The organism is Limnobacter sp. UBA3528, assembly GCF_002377005.1.
Taxonomy (GTDB): domain Bacteria; phylum Pseudomonadota; class Gammaproteobacteria; order Burkholderiales; family Burkholderiaceae_B; genus Limnobacter.
In genome coordinates this window covers 1-15,376 of the sequence record NZ_DFOZ01000050.1, presented here as the reverse complement: position 1 = coordinate 15,376, position 15,376 = coordinate 1, and the positions used below count along the sequence as shown (strand labels likewise).

General features: G+C 52.7%; 11 protein-coding genes. 5 read left to right on the top strand and 6 right to left on the bottom strand.

The features are described from left to right. Positions 1–21 precede the first annotated feature (21 nt). Complete coding sequence (locus B4N58_RS13640) at positions 22–1,059, top strand: hypothetical protein (protein WP_008250968.1); 1,038 nt, start codon at positions 22–24, stop codon at positions 1,057–1,059. A 4-nt stretch (positions 1,060–1,063) separates the two neighbouring features. Here the strand turns inward: B4N58_RS13640 and B4N58_RS13635 are convergent, their stop codons facing one another. The 6 genes from B4N58_RS13635 to B4N58_RS13610 all read right to left on the bottom strand — a co-directional run bounded on the left by B4N58_RS13635 (position 1,064) and on the right by B4N58_RS13610 (position 7,995). Next, positions 1,064–3,223, bottom strand: coding sequence for a hypothetical protein (locus B4N58_RS13635; protein WP_291750367.1), 2,160 nt, complete (start codon positions 3,221–3,223; stop codon positions 1,064–1,066). A 73-nt stretch (positions 3,224–3,296) separates the two neighbouring features. Continuing rightward, on the bottom strand, positions 3,297–4,184 hold the full coding sequence (locus tag B4N58_RS13630; RefSeq protein WP_291750365.1) for a DUF6279 family lipoprotein: 888 nt from the start codon (positions 4,182–4,184) through the stop codon (positions 3,297–3,299). Between the two features lie 65 nt (positions 4,185–4,249). Next, the gene (locus tag B4N58_RS13625; RefSeq protein WP_008250963.1) at positions 4,250–4,819 is read right to left on the bottom strand and encodes an AAA family ATPase; all 570 of its coding nucleotides are present in this window, start codon (positions 4,817–4,819) and stop codon (positions 4,250–4,252) included. After that, positions 4,816–5,226 (bottom strand): TA system antitoxin ParD family protein, encoded by a 411-nt coding sequence (locus tag B4N58_RS13620; RefSeq protein ID WP_008250962.1) that lies wholly within the window; start codon positions 5,224–5,226, stop codon positions 4,816–4,818. Before B4N58_RS13620 ends, B4N58_RS13625 begins: the two co-directional genes overlap by 4 nt. A 101-nt stretch (positions 5,227–5,327) precedes the next feature. Next, complete coding sequence (locus B4N58_RS13615; protein WP_291750361.1) at positions 5,328–6,341, bottom strand: alpha/beta fold hydrolase; 1,014 nt, start codon at positions 6,339–6,341, stop codon at positions 5,328–5,330. A gap of 151 nt (positions 6,342–6,492) precedes the next feature. Beyond that, entirely contained in the window at positions 6,493–7,995 is a 1,503-nt protein-coding gene (locus tag B4N58_RS13610; RefSeq protein WP_291750358.1) for an alkaline phosphatase PhoX, read from the bottom strand. A 209-nt stretch (positions 7,996–8,204) separates the two neighbouring features. Between B4N58_RS13610 and B4N58_RS13605 the strand changes: the two genes are divergently transcribed. The 4 genes from B4N58_RS13605 to B4N58_RS13590 all read left to right on the top strand — a co-directional run. Next, a complete protein-coding gene (locus B4N58_RS13605; RefSeq protein WP_291750357.1) occupies positions 8,205–10,202 on the top strand; it encodes an alkaline phosphatase D family protein in 1,998 nt (665 codons plus the stop codon). A gap of 115 nt (positions 10,203–10,317) precedes the next feature. Continuing rightward, positions 10,318–13,755: a hybrid sensor histidine kinase/response regulator gene (locus tag B4N58_RS13600; protein WP_291750355.1), complete on the top strand. Its 3,438-nt coding sequence runs from the start codon at positions 10,318–10,320 to the stop codon at positions 13,753–13,755. Continuing rightward, positions 13,752–14,687 carry a DNA-binding response regulator gene (locus tag B4N58_RS13595; RefSeq protein WP_291750353.1) on the top strand — a complete coding sequence of 312 codons (936 nt, stop codon included), beginning with the start codon at positions 13,752–13,754 and terminating at the stop codon, positions 14,685–14,687. Before B4N58_RS13600 ends, B4N58_RS13595 begins: the two co-directional genes overlap by 4 nt. A gap of 91 nt (positions 14,688–14,778) precedes the next feature. After that, positions 14,779–15,376 (top strand): transporter substrate-binding protein (locus tag B4N58_RS13590; protein WP_291750351.1); only part of this gene is annotated, 598 nt, incomplete at its 3' end.

Below are 15,376 nucleotides of genomic sequence, written 5' to 3'. Positions count from 1 at the left end.
CTACTACATATCGGAATAGACATGGCGAAAACCAGCGCTGAGCAGCCCAAAGATTTGGCGTCGCAATTGCTTGAAGCCGAGGTGGCTTTCTGGCTGCAAAACCTCAAGGGTAAAAAGTTTCAGGCCTTACTGGCTGAAGAGGTTGGGTATCTTATTGACCGGTTGGAGCACATTCGCCTGCGCGACGCTGTCGATGAAAACAAGGTCAAGGGCACCGCTCAACGCTATGCCGTTGAGATGGAAATTGGTGGTGCCATTCCAGAGTTGTTTGGCGAGATTGCCAATCGGATTTTCGAATTCCCAGCCAGCCGAACCACCAGGATTGGTGAAGTGGTCTCTGATTCCATTGCCACTGAATTCATTGAAAAGATTTTTGAGCAGGATGGCGTGCTTGACCACGCAGTGACCAATATCCGCAACAGCACGCCGTTTCGGCATTTTTTGTCCGATGTGATTTTCACGGTGCTCAAAGGCTACGTGTTTGAGCAAAACAACCTGATGAAATTCTCTACTGTGGCCAGCAGCACCCGCAAGGTGCGTGAATGGTTGAGTACGAAGGCGCCTGATTTGTCAGAAGGGCTTGAAGACCGGGTGCGCAACTTGATGGAGAGTGGCGTTAAAAGCTCGCTGGAGATGGTAGACGAAACGCTGGACAATGAGCAGTATCGGGAAACTGCCATGAATAGCGCCCTGGCGTTTTGGGATGTGGTGCGTGAATGGCCGCTGACGGCTTATCGCGATTACCTGACCGAGCAAGACCTTCAAGAATTCATGGTATTGGGGTATGAGTTCTGGCTTGAGTTCCGCAACACCGAATACCTGAAGTCGTGTATTGATTTGGGTGTTGAGTTTTTCTTTGAGAAGTATGGCGACCAGTCGCTGCAGTCCTTGCTTGATGACATTGGTGTCAGCCGTGAAATGATCCTTGATGAACTGGACAATTACATTCCCGACCTTGCGTTGCTGGTTATTAAGGAAGGCGTTGCAGAAAGTTTCCTGCGCCGCAATCTTCAACGTTTTTACAGCAGCAAGAAGGTGCAAGACCTTCTTGCCAGGTAATGGTTTAAAGATTCCCTGTGCTGGTGCCCGCCGGCAAATTCAATACTTTGCCGTTGCTGAAATTAAGCACCACGGGGCCGTCGGACACCACGGTGTAAGCGGCTCCGTTTTGCAGGCAACTTGCAGTGGTGTCAATTCTCATCGAGGCCACATTGCGCAGGTTCGCTGTCAACCGGTTCTCGCTGGCAGCCTGTACAGGTATGCCCACAAGCCTGCGGAATGTTTGAATAAAGGGCACAGGGCCATTGCCTGCGGTTTGCCCGTTTTCAAAGTTGCTGGTGCTGCGTGCGCAGGCAAAGCTTTCAACATCCATCGCAATGTCACCTTCCGCACGGCCTTTGATTTGGCTTAGCCAATAAGCTTTGTCATGCTTGATCTCATACTCAGGATAGGCAAATGCTTCATTGGTTTTGAAGGTAATTCGGCCCGGGTTTTTTACGCGCTTCAAGTTGCGTGTGAATTCTGCCTCTTTGCTCCATTCGTCCAGCGCAATCAAGGTTAAGTGTTCTGCCACCAAGTGCATGTAAAACTCGTACAGCACGCCATCGGTTTGGCTCAGTTTCAGTGCCCAGTCAAGCCCGGTGTTCACCTGCACCAACTCATCGAGTGCACCATACGAATGAGTACCAGGAATGTGACGCAAATTACCCAGGTAATTGCTGATGTTGCCCACGCCGCCAATTGTGCTGCTCACTGGCAAGGCAAAGGGCAGGGCGCTGGTCAGTGCCTCTTCACCTTGAATCAGCACATCGCCAATCAAGGGAGTGTTCAAAATACTGCCGGTGAAGCCTACCCAGTTGCTCAAACCCGCAAAGCGGTCTGGGTACAGCGCAGCCAGGCGGGTGGAACCATAGCCTCCCATGGAATAACCGCCCACCAGTATCCGGTCCTCATCAATGTTGAACGTGTTCAAGGCATCGTCGAGCACGTCAAGCGCATCGCGTTCCGACAAGCCGGAGTAAAACCCATAAGGACCGCGCCCCAATGGCGAAATCAACACCCGGTCCAGGGCGTCACCAAATTGGGCCTGCATGCCCGGCTGATTGATCTGGCTGGCATGGTTGGCTTCGCAGCCATGCATAATCATTTGCAGGCTGCGCTGGTCGTCAAAGTTGCCGTTTTTTGGAATGTACACCCCGTAAGGCTGATACTTGCCCACGAAGTGAAAGTACTGCCCACAGAAGCGGCTGTTTGTCTCCGGGCTGGATGATTCGGCCTGCAGCACCATGCCTTCACCCGTGGAATTGGGCGCCGTGTATTTCGAGGTGTAAACCCGTTGTCTGAAACCTGCATCCACTACGGCCTTTTCTGTGGTGCCTGGTGTCAATTTGCGGCTGTCCACCACAGCGAAAAACTGACTGATGTCGCCTGCCCCCAAGGCGGCCGCCTGTTTGTCCTCCCACCAATCGCCTTTGTTGGGCAATACCTGCGAGGGCACAGTACCTTGCGCGTCGGCTTCTTCGTCTGCACCTCGGAATGCCACGTTCATGACTTCGCCGTTGCTTTGTGCAGTGACTGCCCACATTTTGAACGGATTGCTTGCAGGTGCAGGGAAGGTGCCTGTGATCAGGTTGCTGTCTGGGTTTCCTGTGTTGAATTCATACACCGCGTCGGCACCTCGCACCGTCAGTCCCATCAGGGTTTCTGTGCCTGTTGCCGGGTTGTTGTCTGTGTCCACCGCAATCGCTGCAATGGTTTGGCCCGCTTCGTACAGGGCATTCATCTCAAAACTTGCACTGTAGGTGTTGCCTTGGCGGCTCAAGCGGAGTTCGATCAGGTCGGCAGTGCTCGCTGCGCCGGCGGGGTAGCGTGAATCGCCTGCCGTGGGCGACAACAAACCTGGGGTGTTGGCCAAAGGGTTGCCCAACTGCCCGCCACGGCTCGCCAGGTTCAGCAAGGCAGGGCTGGGTGACAGCAAGCCCGTGTCAGCACCATAGTCGTCATACACATAATCGCGGTAAACCAGCACCCCGTTACAAATCTCGGTGACACCCGCAAACCAGGACTGTTCGTTGCACTGGGCTGTCTCTTGTGGAGTCACCGGTGTACCTGTTCCCGGGTTATTGGAAACTACGGAGTCTTCGCTGCCGCAAGCAACCAGCAATGCAGTGAAAGTTAAGGCGATCAGCTTCTTTTGAGGGGCAAGGGGCACAGTAAAAGGCACGGTAATGGTCCATAGGTGTATTGAGCACGATGAACTATTACTTCGGTAAAGTACCTATGGATTCAATTGTGAGCTAATTGTTGCTGGTCAAAATCTGGAAATCTTTGGCCCAACCTGCAGCCCGGTCAGCTGCATTGTTGCGTTGCTCGGCAGTGGCCGAATTAAGCACATTAACAATCAATCCAATGGTTGCCTTTTGCCGTTGTTCGCTTTCCTGTTTTTCAGCGGCACTGACGGGGCTTTGCCAGGCATTGAGCAAGCGGGCAATTTCCTGGCTTAATGTGGCCTGATCAATTTGGCGGTTGGCGGCTTTGTTCACCAAGACCATGAATTGTTGCTGTCGCTCAAGCCGTTTTTCATAACGAGACTCGGCCCTGTGGGTTTCCGCCCTGGCCCAGGCTTCAATTTGTTTGATTTGAACCGGAGTTAATGTGCCCAGCCAGCGTTCGAACCGCTCGGTCATGCGTTCAGCCGACTCGCGCACTCGCTGATCGGCGCTTTGCATCAATCGTTCTTCACGGTATTCCACATTCGATTTGTCGAGCGCTTTTTGAATGTCAGAAATTTGATTGGGCCACAAACCCAGCATGTTTTTCGCGATCACGGGTGCGGCTTCATTGGCGGTGCGCCGAAGCGATGCCCTGATCGCCAGGTTCAGTGCCTGCACCTGATTTGCATTCACGGGGGTAACCACGCCATTGCGGGCGGCCAAAGCCTGGCGGGCCGCTTGCAATTCGCCGGCAAGCACTGGAAGTTCAGCGTTGCGATGCCACTCCACAATTTCGTTCAGGCTTGTTTTTAGAAACGCGGATTGTTCAGAATCAAAATCAACTTTGCTGGTGAGGTAGGTGTGCGCAAAACTTGCCGAGTTGTTGTAACCCAGTTTGATTGCACTGCATGCGGCCAATACAGCCACACAGGCCATCAGCAAGCAGGTTCGGGGTCGAATTGCCGTTTTCATCACGAATTCGCGTCACTCAATAAAGTTCAATTGATCTGTTTAAGACTCATCGAAATGCCGTTCGTTCAGTGTGTTTTGAAGCGACTGGCCCAATCGGGCAGCGGTTGAACGAATGCCTGCAGGTCGCCACCCTGAATTCGCAGTATTTTTCTGTAGGGGTCTTGTGCACTGGAGTTGTCGAGTACCCACACATCATCGCACAGAGGCAAGGCATTCAACACATTGTCCACAGTTCGTGGAATTCGCGTTTCGATTTTATCGTCGGGTACGGCATGCCCGCCGGTTTCAATGCGTTGATGCACCCGAGCTTTGTTCAGGCTGCTTTGTTCGAGGTGAACAAACACCATCACCACTTGGTAGCCCAAGGCTTTGGCTTTGGCGACAAAATCGATTTTGCTGGGGTGTGAAAACACGGTTTCAAAGCAGAAGTTTTTGCCTTGTTCCAGCAGGCTATTGCGCAGGTTTTCGGCAATTTTTGCGGCTTCATAGCTGTGTTCCTCGGGGGCTTGGGGAAACACATCGCGGGCAATGTCATCTGCATTGACAAACGGCATGCCCAAGGGCTTTAACTGGGTGCGGTAAAAGGTCGATTTACCCGCCCCGTTGCCACCCACCAGCAGCCACAGTTGCTTCATGCCAGTTTGACTGGCTTGAATTGGCCGTTTTCAAACTGACCGATTCGGGTTTTGCCTTTGGCATCGATTTGTTCAAGCAGGCCAGGGTGTGTACTGCTGGCCTGATAACGTACTTTGTTCTGGCTTACTTCTTCTTTCAATTCACCAGTGGTGCGTTTCATATCCAGGTTGCCAAACACCCAATCGGCGCTGACAGGCGGTGCGTTCACCTGTTCCAGCTTGACCCGTAACAAGCCGGCCTTGATTTGCAGCAGCGTTTCCGGATCCAGCACACTTTCAACTTTTTGCCCAATGCTGGCCCAGTATTCGATTTGTTCTGCTGCGCTGCGGTGGTTGAGCTTGCCCAGCACGGTGGCATTGCTCATCAAGTCAGATTGAATACGAATGGGTGAAGAGGCTTTGGTCATGGCATATTTCCTCGGTGGGATGCACTGTGCAATGCCCTGATTGTAGCAAAATGCTACAAATAAGGCAATTTACAGCGAACATCCTACAGGGAAATATCCAATTAAAGATTTCTGAGCACAAATTCCTTGATGGCTTGTGCACAGGGGTAGGGCGTCTCGATCATTGGCAGGTGGCCTACACCGTCAAACAGACACATTTCCGCGCGTTTGATCAGTCGCTCGAATTCGTAAGCGCAACTGATGTGCAGCACATCGTCCTGCTTACCCCACATCACCAGCGTGGGCGCTGAAATGTCTTCAAACGAGGCTTTGGTGTAGTCGGGGCGGCGGCTCAGCATTTCCTGAAACAGAAAGCCATTCACATCTTTGCGATGAATCAATTCGGTGGCAGAGAAAAACGCCGCAGATGCGGCCAGGGCTCGATTGTGAAATACCAGGTCTGTCAACTTCATGACATCCATCGGGGCGCGTGGAACCAAGCGATTCTTGCCGCGAAGAACTTCGCGAATGAAGTCGGTTTCCTCTGTGCCAGGCAGGCCCAGCGCATCCATCAATACCAGGCTGGTGACCATTTCCGGAAAGCGGGCGGCCAACAGACCCGCCAGTGCGCCACCCATCGAGTTGCCCACCACGTTCACTTTGTGAACGCCAATTTCTGTCAGCCAGTCGTGCAGGCGTTCTGTTTGGTCTTCAAGGCCATAATTGCGGTCCGGATTAAAACCGCTTTCACCCCAACCAGGAAGGTCAGGAATCAAAATACGAAATTGACCTGCGAAAAAAGGAAGCAAGGGCAACCAGTGCTCTTTTGCAGCAGCAAAACCATGCATCAACAGCAGCGCAGGGCTGTTTTCACTGCCGATTTCAAGCCACACCAGTTTGTCCTTGCCCACACCAATCCGCTTGCGGTGCACGCCCACCAAGCCGCCGTACCAAGGGTTCAAGCGGGTGAAGCTGAACAGTTTCGGGCGCCAGTCTTTCAGCTTTTCAGGGTCTATTTCAGGGGCGTGGCGAAGAAAAGCTTCACCCACGTGGTCAAAATACTGATCAACCAGTTTTGCGCCTTCGCTAATGGGTGTGACTTCTTTGCCTTTGGACTTGCGGACAGGTTTGGCCAAGTTGAACCTTCTATTTTTAGTATTGATACATGCTTACCAAAGCATACTTCGAAATAATCATTGTGTTTGGTATTGTCTGCATCATTCGGGGCTTGGCTTACACTGTCCTTGCAAGCCAGCCCGATATTTTTGAGTGTTCCTTCAGCTTGTGTCAGGTGGGCGACACAGCGGAATCAACCGCGGTTCGGAATTCTTCCGGTATCAACAGTTCATAGGTGGCCCCAGTGCCCGGTAAGTTGGGCAGGCCGGGCAAAGCTGGCAGGTTGGGGCCGCGCTGGTTGCTGAAGTAAAGCCGTGAGCCATCCGGTGAGAAGGCGGGGCCAGCCAGTTCACTGCCACCACCGGTAATTTGAAGCAGAATTTTTGCGGGCTTGTTGGGAATCATCACCATCAAGCGCATGGCATCGCCATCTTCGGCCACGATGACATCGCCAGCCGGGCTGATGACCAGATTGTCAACGTCGTCAAAGCCGGTGCCTTCAGCCAGTTGGCTATTGTCGAAGACCACCTCAATCAAATCATTGTCGATATCCAGTGCGTAAACCCGGTTGTCGCCCTTGCAGGCGAAGAACACCACAGCGCGCATCGGCTTGGCCACGCCGCTCACTGCAGGTGCTTCGCCCTGCGGGAATTCTTGAATCCAGATGCCTTCACCCCCCCTGAACACGGTGCCCGGAACCGGAAGACCGGCTGCGGCGGTGCGTGTACGCACTTGAGCCTGCGGGTTTTCTGGTTCAAGCGCATCGACCCACTTCACACGGTGAACACGTTGGGCCACGGCAATGTCTTCCTGATAAGCGCCGGCTTCAAAACCAACAATTTCCAGAACTTGCAGCTTGCCTTGCTCCATGTTCAAGCCCATTTGCCCATTGACTGCCGGGCGTAGCTCGCCCTCCGACACAAAACGGTACAAGCGGCCGTCGCCCGCGTCTTCAGTCAGGAACAAGGTTTTGGTGGCCATGTCTACGGCAACAGCCTCGTGATTGAACACACCGAGCGCTGGCAATGCGCGCGCAGTTGCCGTGCTGCCCAAGGGGTCACATTCCCAGGTTACGCCGGTTTGCGTTTCTTCGCAGCTAAGCCAGGTTCCCCATGGCGTTGCTCCGCCTGCACAATTGCGAGCTGTTCCGGTCAAAATTCGATAGGCTGATTCAATGTCGCCTTGTGAATTGAACCTAAGCGCGCCCACGCCACCTTGTGGTGCTTCGGTTTCGCTGTTCGAGACATACACCCAACCGCCATCTTCGGTCGGGAAGACTGCACCACCATCCGGAAACATATGCCAGTTGTAACCGGTCAATCCCAGTAAATCGGGAATACCCAACACAGGGTTGCTCAAATGCCTGGCCACTGGGCGTACGGTAAAACCAGCTGGCGCAAAAATATTGTCTACACCCGTGGCCACCAATTCGCCAATGCCAGCCAAAGGCCCGGCTTGCAGGGGCAATTCCATGGCCAAAGGCCCAAGACTCGGCGGGTTGATCACAGGCGGGTTCCCGGTTTCATTGGGCCCTGTGGGTGTGGCCGTGGCTAGTGATGCATCGGAATCTGAACCGCATGCACTCAAGAATGGCAGGGCCGAAGCACCAGCACCAAGAAACATGGCCCGCAACAAGGCGCGGCGTTTGAATGAGGGAATGGCTGGATGATGCATGGCGAAACCTGTAGAAATGTAGAAAGCGGCACCATTTGATACTGCGCAACCGGGCACACGGTTTGGGTAAAGCACTCAGTGTGACTAGCCACGCTTTTGACATATTTCAGAATCAAAACGAGTCATCTAGTAAGCCTGCTCTTTTGTATTTTCAATCCTTTCCGGGCTTTGGGCAGTACAAGCTAGAGGAACAGAGCAAAGGTGGCAGGATGAAGCGGCGGGATGTGTTGAAAGTGATGGCGGCAAGCACTTTGGTAGGCTGCGGCGGGGGCGACGATTCGCTGGTGACCAGCAACCCGACTGGACCCGTGGGGCCTTCTGATCCGGGCACTGGCGCGCCAATTGCCAGCAATGAATTCGAGCAGGCCTTGCCACAGCCAGGGTTCGAACCTGCGGGTTTTGATTTCCCCATGGTGTTGGCCATGCCGTTTGCACACGGGGTGGCCAGTGGCGACCCCTTGGCCGACCGCGTTATTTTGTGGACACGAATTACCTTGCCCGAATACCCGCCACAAGGTGTGCAGGTGCGCTGGCTGGTGAGCACCACTGCCGACATGCAAAATGTAGTGCGCCAAGGCACACAGCGCGTGGTGGCAGAGCATGACCACACCTTGAAAGTAGACGCACAGGGTTTGCAACCCGCCACCACCTACTACTATCAATTCAGAACTGGCCCACACAGCAGCATTGTAGGGCGCACGCGCACTGCACCCGCAGACATGGTTTCAGCCATTCGCTTGGCCGTGGTGTCCTGCTCCAGCTATTGGTCCAGTACCTGGAGTGGTTACGGTGCAATTGCAAAACGTGAAGACCTGGATTTGGTCATTCATTGCGGCGACTACATTTACGATTTTGTGGATGAAGATGAACAGGTACGCGCCCGACGCGACATTGAAGACACCGCGTATGTGGATTATCGCGACTGGTTGAACATCGACGAATGTAGAAGGCGCTATGCGCTGTTTCGTTCAGATCCAAACTTGATGGCCGCGCACCAGCAACACCCTTGGTTTATTACCTGGGACAACCACGACATCGACCCAGGCTTTGGCAATGAATTGCCCACCACCTTGCCCGAGGGTGTTGAGTCAACTTGTACCTTGCTAGACACCACACGCGCTTTTTGGGAATGGACACCGTCCCGCCCGGTCAAAGCCGATGGCAGTGGCGAATTCATTTTTTATCCCGACACGGAATACCCCGCACCAGTTGATCCTTTACTGGTGTACCGCAGTTTGAACTACGGTCCGCTGGCCAGTATTCGTGCCTTGGACACGCAAAGTTATTTGCCTGGTTATGGCTTGGAGGCTGATGCTTCCCATTTGCCAGAAGGCGCACCCACCTTGTTTGGAAAACCTCAATTTGACTGGCTGCTTTCACAACTGCGCCAAGACGAGGCCGACGGAGTGGTGTGGAAAGTGCTGAACAACCAAACCTGGATCGCGCCTTGGGTGGTGCCCAATGTGGTGGGCTCGCCAGTGCTGCCATTGCCTGTGCGCTGGAACGATTACAACACCGAACGGAATTTGTTGATTTCGCAATTGCGCGGTGGTGGAGAAACGCCCGCCGTGAATGGCACTGTGTTTGTCTCCGGAGACATGCATGGCAACTGGATTTCTGATGTAGTTGAGGACGATCAAACCGCATTGTTGAATGATTACCAGGTTGCCCCACCTGTGCCCACTTTGAGGCAGGGAACCTCTCCAGAAAATATTGCGGCCGGTTTTCAGCGGGCTGCAACGGCCAATTTGCCTGGTATTAACTTGCGCGCAGCTTCAGCCGCAGTCGAATTTGCACCCTCTTCAATGGGACGGGGTGGGGCGGATGAAATCGTAGCCAACGCCTTGCCCGGAAGTCCATTTGCTGTTCATGTGGCCGCTAGCCGCGCCATTGAAACCGCCACCATGCTGGGCAACAAGCATGTTCAATTCATGGAATGGGTGGAACATGGCTACGGTATTGTGCAGTTGGAGCAAGACAAAGCCGTATTTGAATGCTGGTGGCAAAACAAGCTGCAAGACAATGCACCCGATGTACTGGGTGTGCAAATGGTGAGTTTTGCAAATGATGAGCCCACACGTTTGCCCACGCCGCGATTCAAAAACCAGGTTGATTCAGTCACCTTGCACGGTATGCCTGTTCAACCCAGCAGCAGTTCACGGGCAGCGCCTTTGGCTCCCATGCCAGCTCAGATACTGGCACGTTAATTTGTAACATGTGCTGCTCTTTGGTATGGGGTTTGCTTGAATAGGCTAAAAGGTAGTGCGCGCACCTTCGTGGTGCGTCGCGCTTGCACATGCCAATCAGCCCGTTTGTTAGCCCATGACTGCATCCCAAAGGGTGTTCAAGGTTCGCCGCCACTACAACAAGTGGGTGGCTGACCAAACACTGGAAGACTACGCCTTGCGTTTTACTGCCCGCAAGGGGCGACACATGTCCATTCGTACGGTGGGTCACACAGCGCTGGGTGCCACTGCATTTCTGGCGCTGGAAGGTATTGCGGCATCAATTACCTTGAACTACGGTTTCGTGAATGCGGTGGCGGCTATGTTGGTAGTGTGCCTGCTTTTTTTCATTACTGGGTTTCCTATCACTTATTACTCGGCCAAACATGGTTTGGACATTGACCTGCTGACCCGTGGCGCTGGTTTCGGGTATATGGGTTCGACCATCACATCGCTGATCTACGCCTCGTTTACATTCATCTTTTTTGCGATTGAGGCTGCCATTCTTGCATCTGCCTTGCAAGCTTTGTTCGGAATACCTTTACCTCTTGGGTACTTTCTGGCGGCTGTAGCCGTGTTACCGATTGTTACTCATGGAATAACCGCCATTAGCAAGTTCCAGGTGGGTACTCAGCCGGTTTGGCTTGTGCTGCAGCTGGCTGCGCTACTTGTGGTGGTGATTGCAGAGTTCCGGCAGTTGCCAGACTGGGCCAGCTACACACCGGTCGATTTGCCAGAGGCTGGAAGCTTCAATGTGCTGTTGTTTGGCGCTGCAGCTTCTGTGTTGTTCGCTCTGGTTGCCCAAATAGGTGAGCAGGTAGATTACTTGCGATTCATGCCTGAAAAAACCAAAAACAATGCGAGACAGTGGTGGTTCTGGCTGATAGTGTCGGGGCCGGGCTGGGTATTCATGGGTTTGCTGAAAATGTTGCTGGGTTCCTTTTTGGCCTACCTTGCCATTCAGGCTGGCGGCAGCTTTGCTCAGGCCAGTGACCCTACATACATGTATCAACGTGTATTCACCTACCTTACTCAGTCGCCTTCTGTTGCACTGGTGTTAGCAGGCTTGATGGTTGTGGTGTGCCAAATGAAAATCAACCTGACCAATGCCTACGCCGGTTCCATAGCGTGGTCCAATTTTTTTTCGCGAGTTACCCACAGTCACCCGGGTCGTGTCGTGTGGTTGGTTTTCAATGTGGCCATCGCGCTGATCCTTATGGAGCTTGGCATTTACCAGGCACTCGAGGCGATTCTCGGTATTTTTGCAATTGTTGCTGTCAGTTGGCTGGGTTCACTGGCCGCAGACTTGCTGATCAACAAGCCTCTGGGTTTGAGCCCCTCATACGTTGAGTTCAAGCGTGCACATTTGTACGATGTCAATCCAGTGGGCGTAGGCTCGATGGTACTGGCCAGTGTGCTGGGCCTGCTGTGTTATCTCGGTGTGTTTGGCCCGGTATTGGCAACACTTTCTCATTTTGTAGCGCTGGGTGTGTGTTTTGTTGCAGTTCCCGTGCTGGCTTTATTAACAGGGAGCAAGTATTACCTGGCTCGGCAATCGCATCAGCTAATTCCGATTATAGAAGAGAAAATAAATCTGCATCTCGAGTCCAAGGGAAATTATCGCCGCTTGACCTTGAAATGCGTGATTTGCGAGAACGAATTTGAACGTGAGGACATGGCGTTCTGTACTGCCTACGAGAATCCAATTTGCTCCTTGTGCTGCTCACTCGATTCACGTTGCCTGGACAGTTGCAAGCCCAAAGCACGATTAAGCGACCAGGTTATCGAGTTTTTATCGATGTTCTTGTCGCCGCGTTGGGTAAGAAAAATAAATTCACGCCTGGGCAGGTTCACGGGCTTGTGGGGCTTGCTCGCTCTGGTGAATGCTGCGGTACTGTCGCTGGTTTTTCAACAGTTAAAGCCCGAAAATGCATCAGAATCCGCATTACTTTCCCAAGCCATATTGATGATGTATTTCATTCTGCTGATTGTGTCGGGTGTGGTTTCGTGGTTGTTTATTCTTGCGCATGAAAGCCGACTCGTGGCTCAAACTGAGTCGAATCGACAAACCCGAAAACTGGTGAAAGAAATTGAAGCGCACAAAGAAACCGATCGTGCACTTCAGGCTGCCAAGGAATTGGCAGAACGCTCCAATGACGCGAAAAGTCGGTATTTAAGTGGAATCAGCCACGAATTGCGAACACCGTTGCAATCCATTATGGGATACGCGCAGTTGTTGGCTAACAAGGCAGACACACCGCCGCGGCACCAGGAAGGTCTGGCCATTATTGAGCGCAGTGGGCAGTACCTTACAGACTTGATCGAGGGTTTGCTGGATATTTCAAAAATTGAAGCGGGTCGACTGATGCTGAACAAGAATCAGGTCCGCATACGCGAATTGATTGCCCAGCTGGCCACCATGTTTGAATTGCAGGCTTTGCAAAAAGGGGTGATGTTTGAATGCCGTGTAGTGGACACATTGCCCGAGTGTGTCAGCACAGATGAAAAAAGGCTACGGCAGATTCTAATCAATCTGTTGTCAAATGCTGTGAAGTACACCGAACATGGAAAAGTGCAGTTTGAAGTACGTTACAGAAACCAGGTGGCCGAGTTTTCGATCACAGACACCGGCGTGGGAATTGCCCCGGAACACATGGATCGTATTTTTCAACCTTTTGAGCGTGTGCGAACTACACACACCGCCAACATGCCTGGCACTGGGTTGGGCCTCACCATTGTTCGCTTGCTGACTGACATTATGGGTGGCGACCTGAAAGTGGACAGCACTGAGGGGCTGGGCAGTCGATTCGCCGTCAGCTTGATGCTGCCATGGGTTCAGCGATCCGAGCTTGCCGCAGATCTGCCCCGGCGCATTTTGGGCTATGCAGGCCCGCGAAGAACAATTGTGTTGGTGGATGACGATGCTATCTTGCGTGGTTTTCTTTCTGATTTGCTGATTCCGCTGGGGTTTGTCGTGTTGGAGGCGCCTAACGGACAGTTTTGTCTGGACTTGTTGGATCAGGAAATTGAGCTTCGCACAGTGGATTTATTCCTACTTGACGTGAATATGCCCGTGATGGATGGTCTTGAATTGGCCGCCGAACTGAAGCGGCGAAAGCTGAATGCCCCGGTGTTGATGTTGTCAGCGGATGCGCGCGAGCACCACAGAGCACCTGAAGAAAAAAGCCTTTACGATGACTATCTGGTCAAGCCGGTGGACAATCAGAAGTTGTTGGACAAACTGGCTCATCACCTGAAACTGGAATGGATCAATGAACAGCACAACCAGCAAATACCGCTCTTGGCCAATCAACAATCAATATCAGGGAGCAGCCCTGATTTCGTATTTCCCGCACATCCCTTGCTGATTGAACTAAAGGTCTGCGCTGAAATGGGTTACCGAAAAGGCGTGCAAGAGGTGCTGGATAAAATTGAGCTGGCACAGGTACTTCCTGCTCCTGCCTTGAGCAAATTGAAAGAGCAGGCAAGAACCTTTCAGTTCCAAAAACTTGCTGAGCAATTGGATGCATCATGAATGAACAGCAACGCCGTGATGTGGTCCTGGTGGTCGATGATTCACCGGACACACTCACCCTGATCAATGACACGCTTGAGTCGTCTGGCATGGATGTGCTGCTGGCCTTGGACGGCAAGCAGGCCCTGATGATTGCGAGCCGTATTCGGCCCGATGTAATCCTGATGGATGGCGTCATGCCAAGCCTGGATGGATTCGAGGCCTGCAAGATGTTGAAGGCCGATCCAACACTGAACAGCATTCCCGTGATTTTCATGACGGGTTTGAACGATACGCATGACATTGTTCGGGGTTTGGAGGTGGGTGGTGTGGATTACCTTGTCAAGCCTGTTCAACCTGTCGAATTGCTGGCGCGAATCAAGGTCCACTTGCGCAATGCCAGGGTTAGTAACACCGCACAGGCTGCATTGGATCATGCTGGTCAACATCTGATGACCGTGAATGTGCTGGGCCAGATTACCTGGGCCACACCACAAACCCATACTTTGTTAAGCCGGGCCAATGCTGACATGGAATGGCAACGCACTCAGCTTGCAGCGCAATTGCGGCACTGGATTTCGCAGTCTCCCGACAGTCAAATGCAATTGCACCTGCATGGTTTGGCATGTCCTGTCGGTTTGCGAATGCTTGGTCGTGAGCCCAATGGGCAGTGCCTGATTCGACTTTTCGATGAGGGTTCTACAAGCCTGCGAGTCAATAATGCTGCTTTGTTGAAGCAGGAGCTTGGGTTGACCGAACGAGAATCCGAGGTGCTTTACTGGATCGCCAATGGCAAAACCAATCGTGAGGTCGCGGAAATTCTTGGCATGAGCCCCCGCACAGTGAACAAACACCTTGAACAGGTGTTCCCCAAGCTGGGTGTGGAAAACCGTACGGCCGCCGCAGGCATTGCCTTGCGCTTGCTGGAGAAAGAACTACGTCAAATGACGTAGTCGATTGCGTCAATTCGCCCATACCGCAACGCATCGGGCTGCCCAAAAATAGGAATGTCGTATCCGTTCATCCTATTTGAGGGTTCATACCATGAAATTAAAGATTCTGGCCTTGGGGCTTGCACTGGCTGCAAGCAGCACCGTAGCCACCTTGGCACAAGCCGCAGACACCATCAAGGTGGGCGTGCTTCATTCACTTTCCGGCACCATGGCGATTTCAGAAACTACCCTGAAAGACACCGTGCTGATGATGGTTGAGGAGCAAAACAAAAAAGGGGGGTTGCTGGGTAAAAAACTGGAGGCAGTGGTGGTTGACCCCGCGTCAAATTGGCCTTTGTTTGCAGAAAAGACGCGCGAATTGCTGACCAAAAACAAGGTGGATGTGATATTTGGTTGCTGGACCTCGGTTTCCCGTAAATCGGTGTTGCCTGTTGTTGAAGAACTCAATGGTCTTTTGTTTTACCCTGTGCAGTATGAAGGCGAGGAATCGTCCAAGAATGTTTTCTACACAGGCGCCGCTCCCAACCAGCAAGCTATTCCCGCAGTGGATTACCTAATGAAGGACCTAGGCGTGAAGCGTTGGGTTTTGGCCGGCACTGACTACGTTTACCCACGCACCACCAACAAGATTCTTGAAGCCTACCTGAAGTCCAAAGGTGTGGCGCAAAAAGACATCATGATCAACTACA

Excerpts from the sequence above, each read along its gene's own strand:
- B4N58_RS13640 (WP_008250968.1), top strand. The coding sequence starts at position 22 with ATGGCGAAAACCAGCGCTGAGCAGCCCAAAGATTTGGCGTCGCAATTG.
- B4N58_RS13630 (WP_291750365.1), bottom strand. The coding sequence starts at position 4,184 with ATGAAAACGGCAATTCGACCCCGAACCTGCTTGCTGATGGCCTGTGTG.
- B4N58_RS13625 (WP_008250963.1), bottom strand. The coding sequence starts at position 4,819 with ATGAAGCAACTGTGGCTGCTGGTGGGTGGCAACGGGGCGGGTAAATCG.
- B4N58_RS13620 (WP_008250962.1), bottom strand. The coding sequence starts at position 5,226 with ATGACCAAAGCCTCTTCACCCATTCGTATTCAATCTGACTTGATGAGC.
- B4N58_RS13610 (WP_291750358.1), bottom strand. The coding sequence starts at position 7,995 with ATGCATCATCCAGCCATTCCCTCATTCAAACGCCGCGCCTTGTTGCGG.
- B4N58_RS13605 (WP_291750357.1), top strand. The coding sequence starts at position 8,205 with ATGAAGCGGCGGGATGTGTTGAAAGTGATGGCGGCAAGCACTTTGGTA.
- B4N58_RS13600 (WP_291750355.1), top strand. The coding sequence starts at position 10,318 with ATGACTGCATCCCAAAGGGTGTTCAAGGTTCGCCGCCACTACAACAAG.
- B4N58_RS13595 (WP_291750353.1), top strand. The coding sequence starts at position 13,752 with ATGAATGAACAGCAACGCCGTGATGTGGTCCTGGTGGTCGATGATTCA.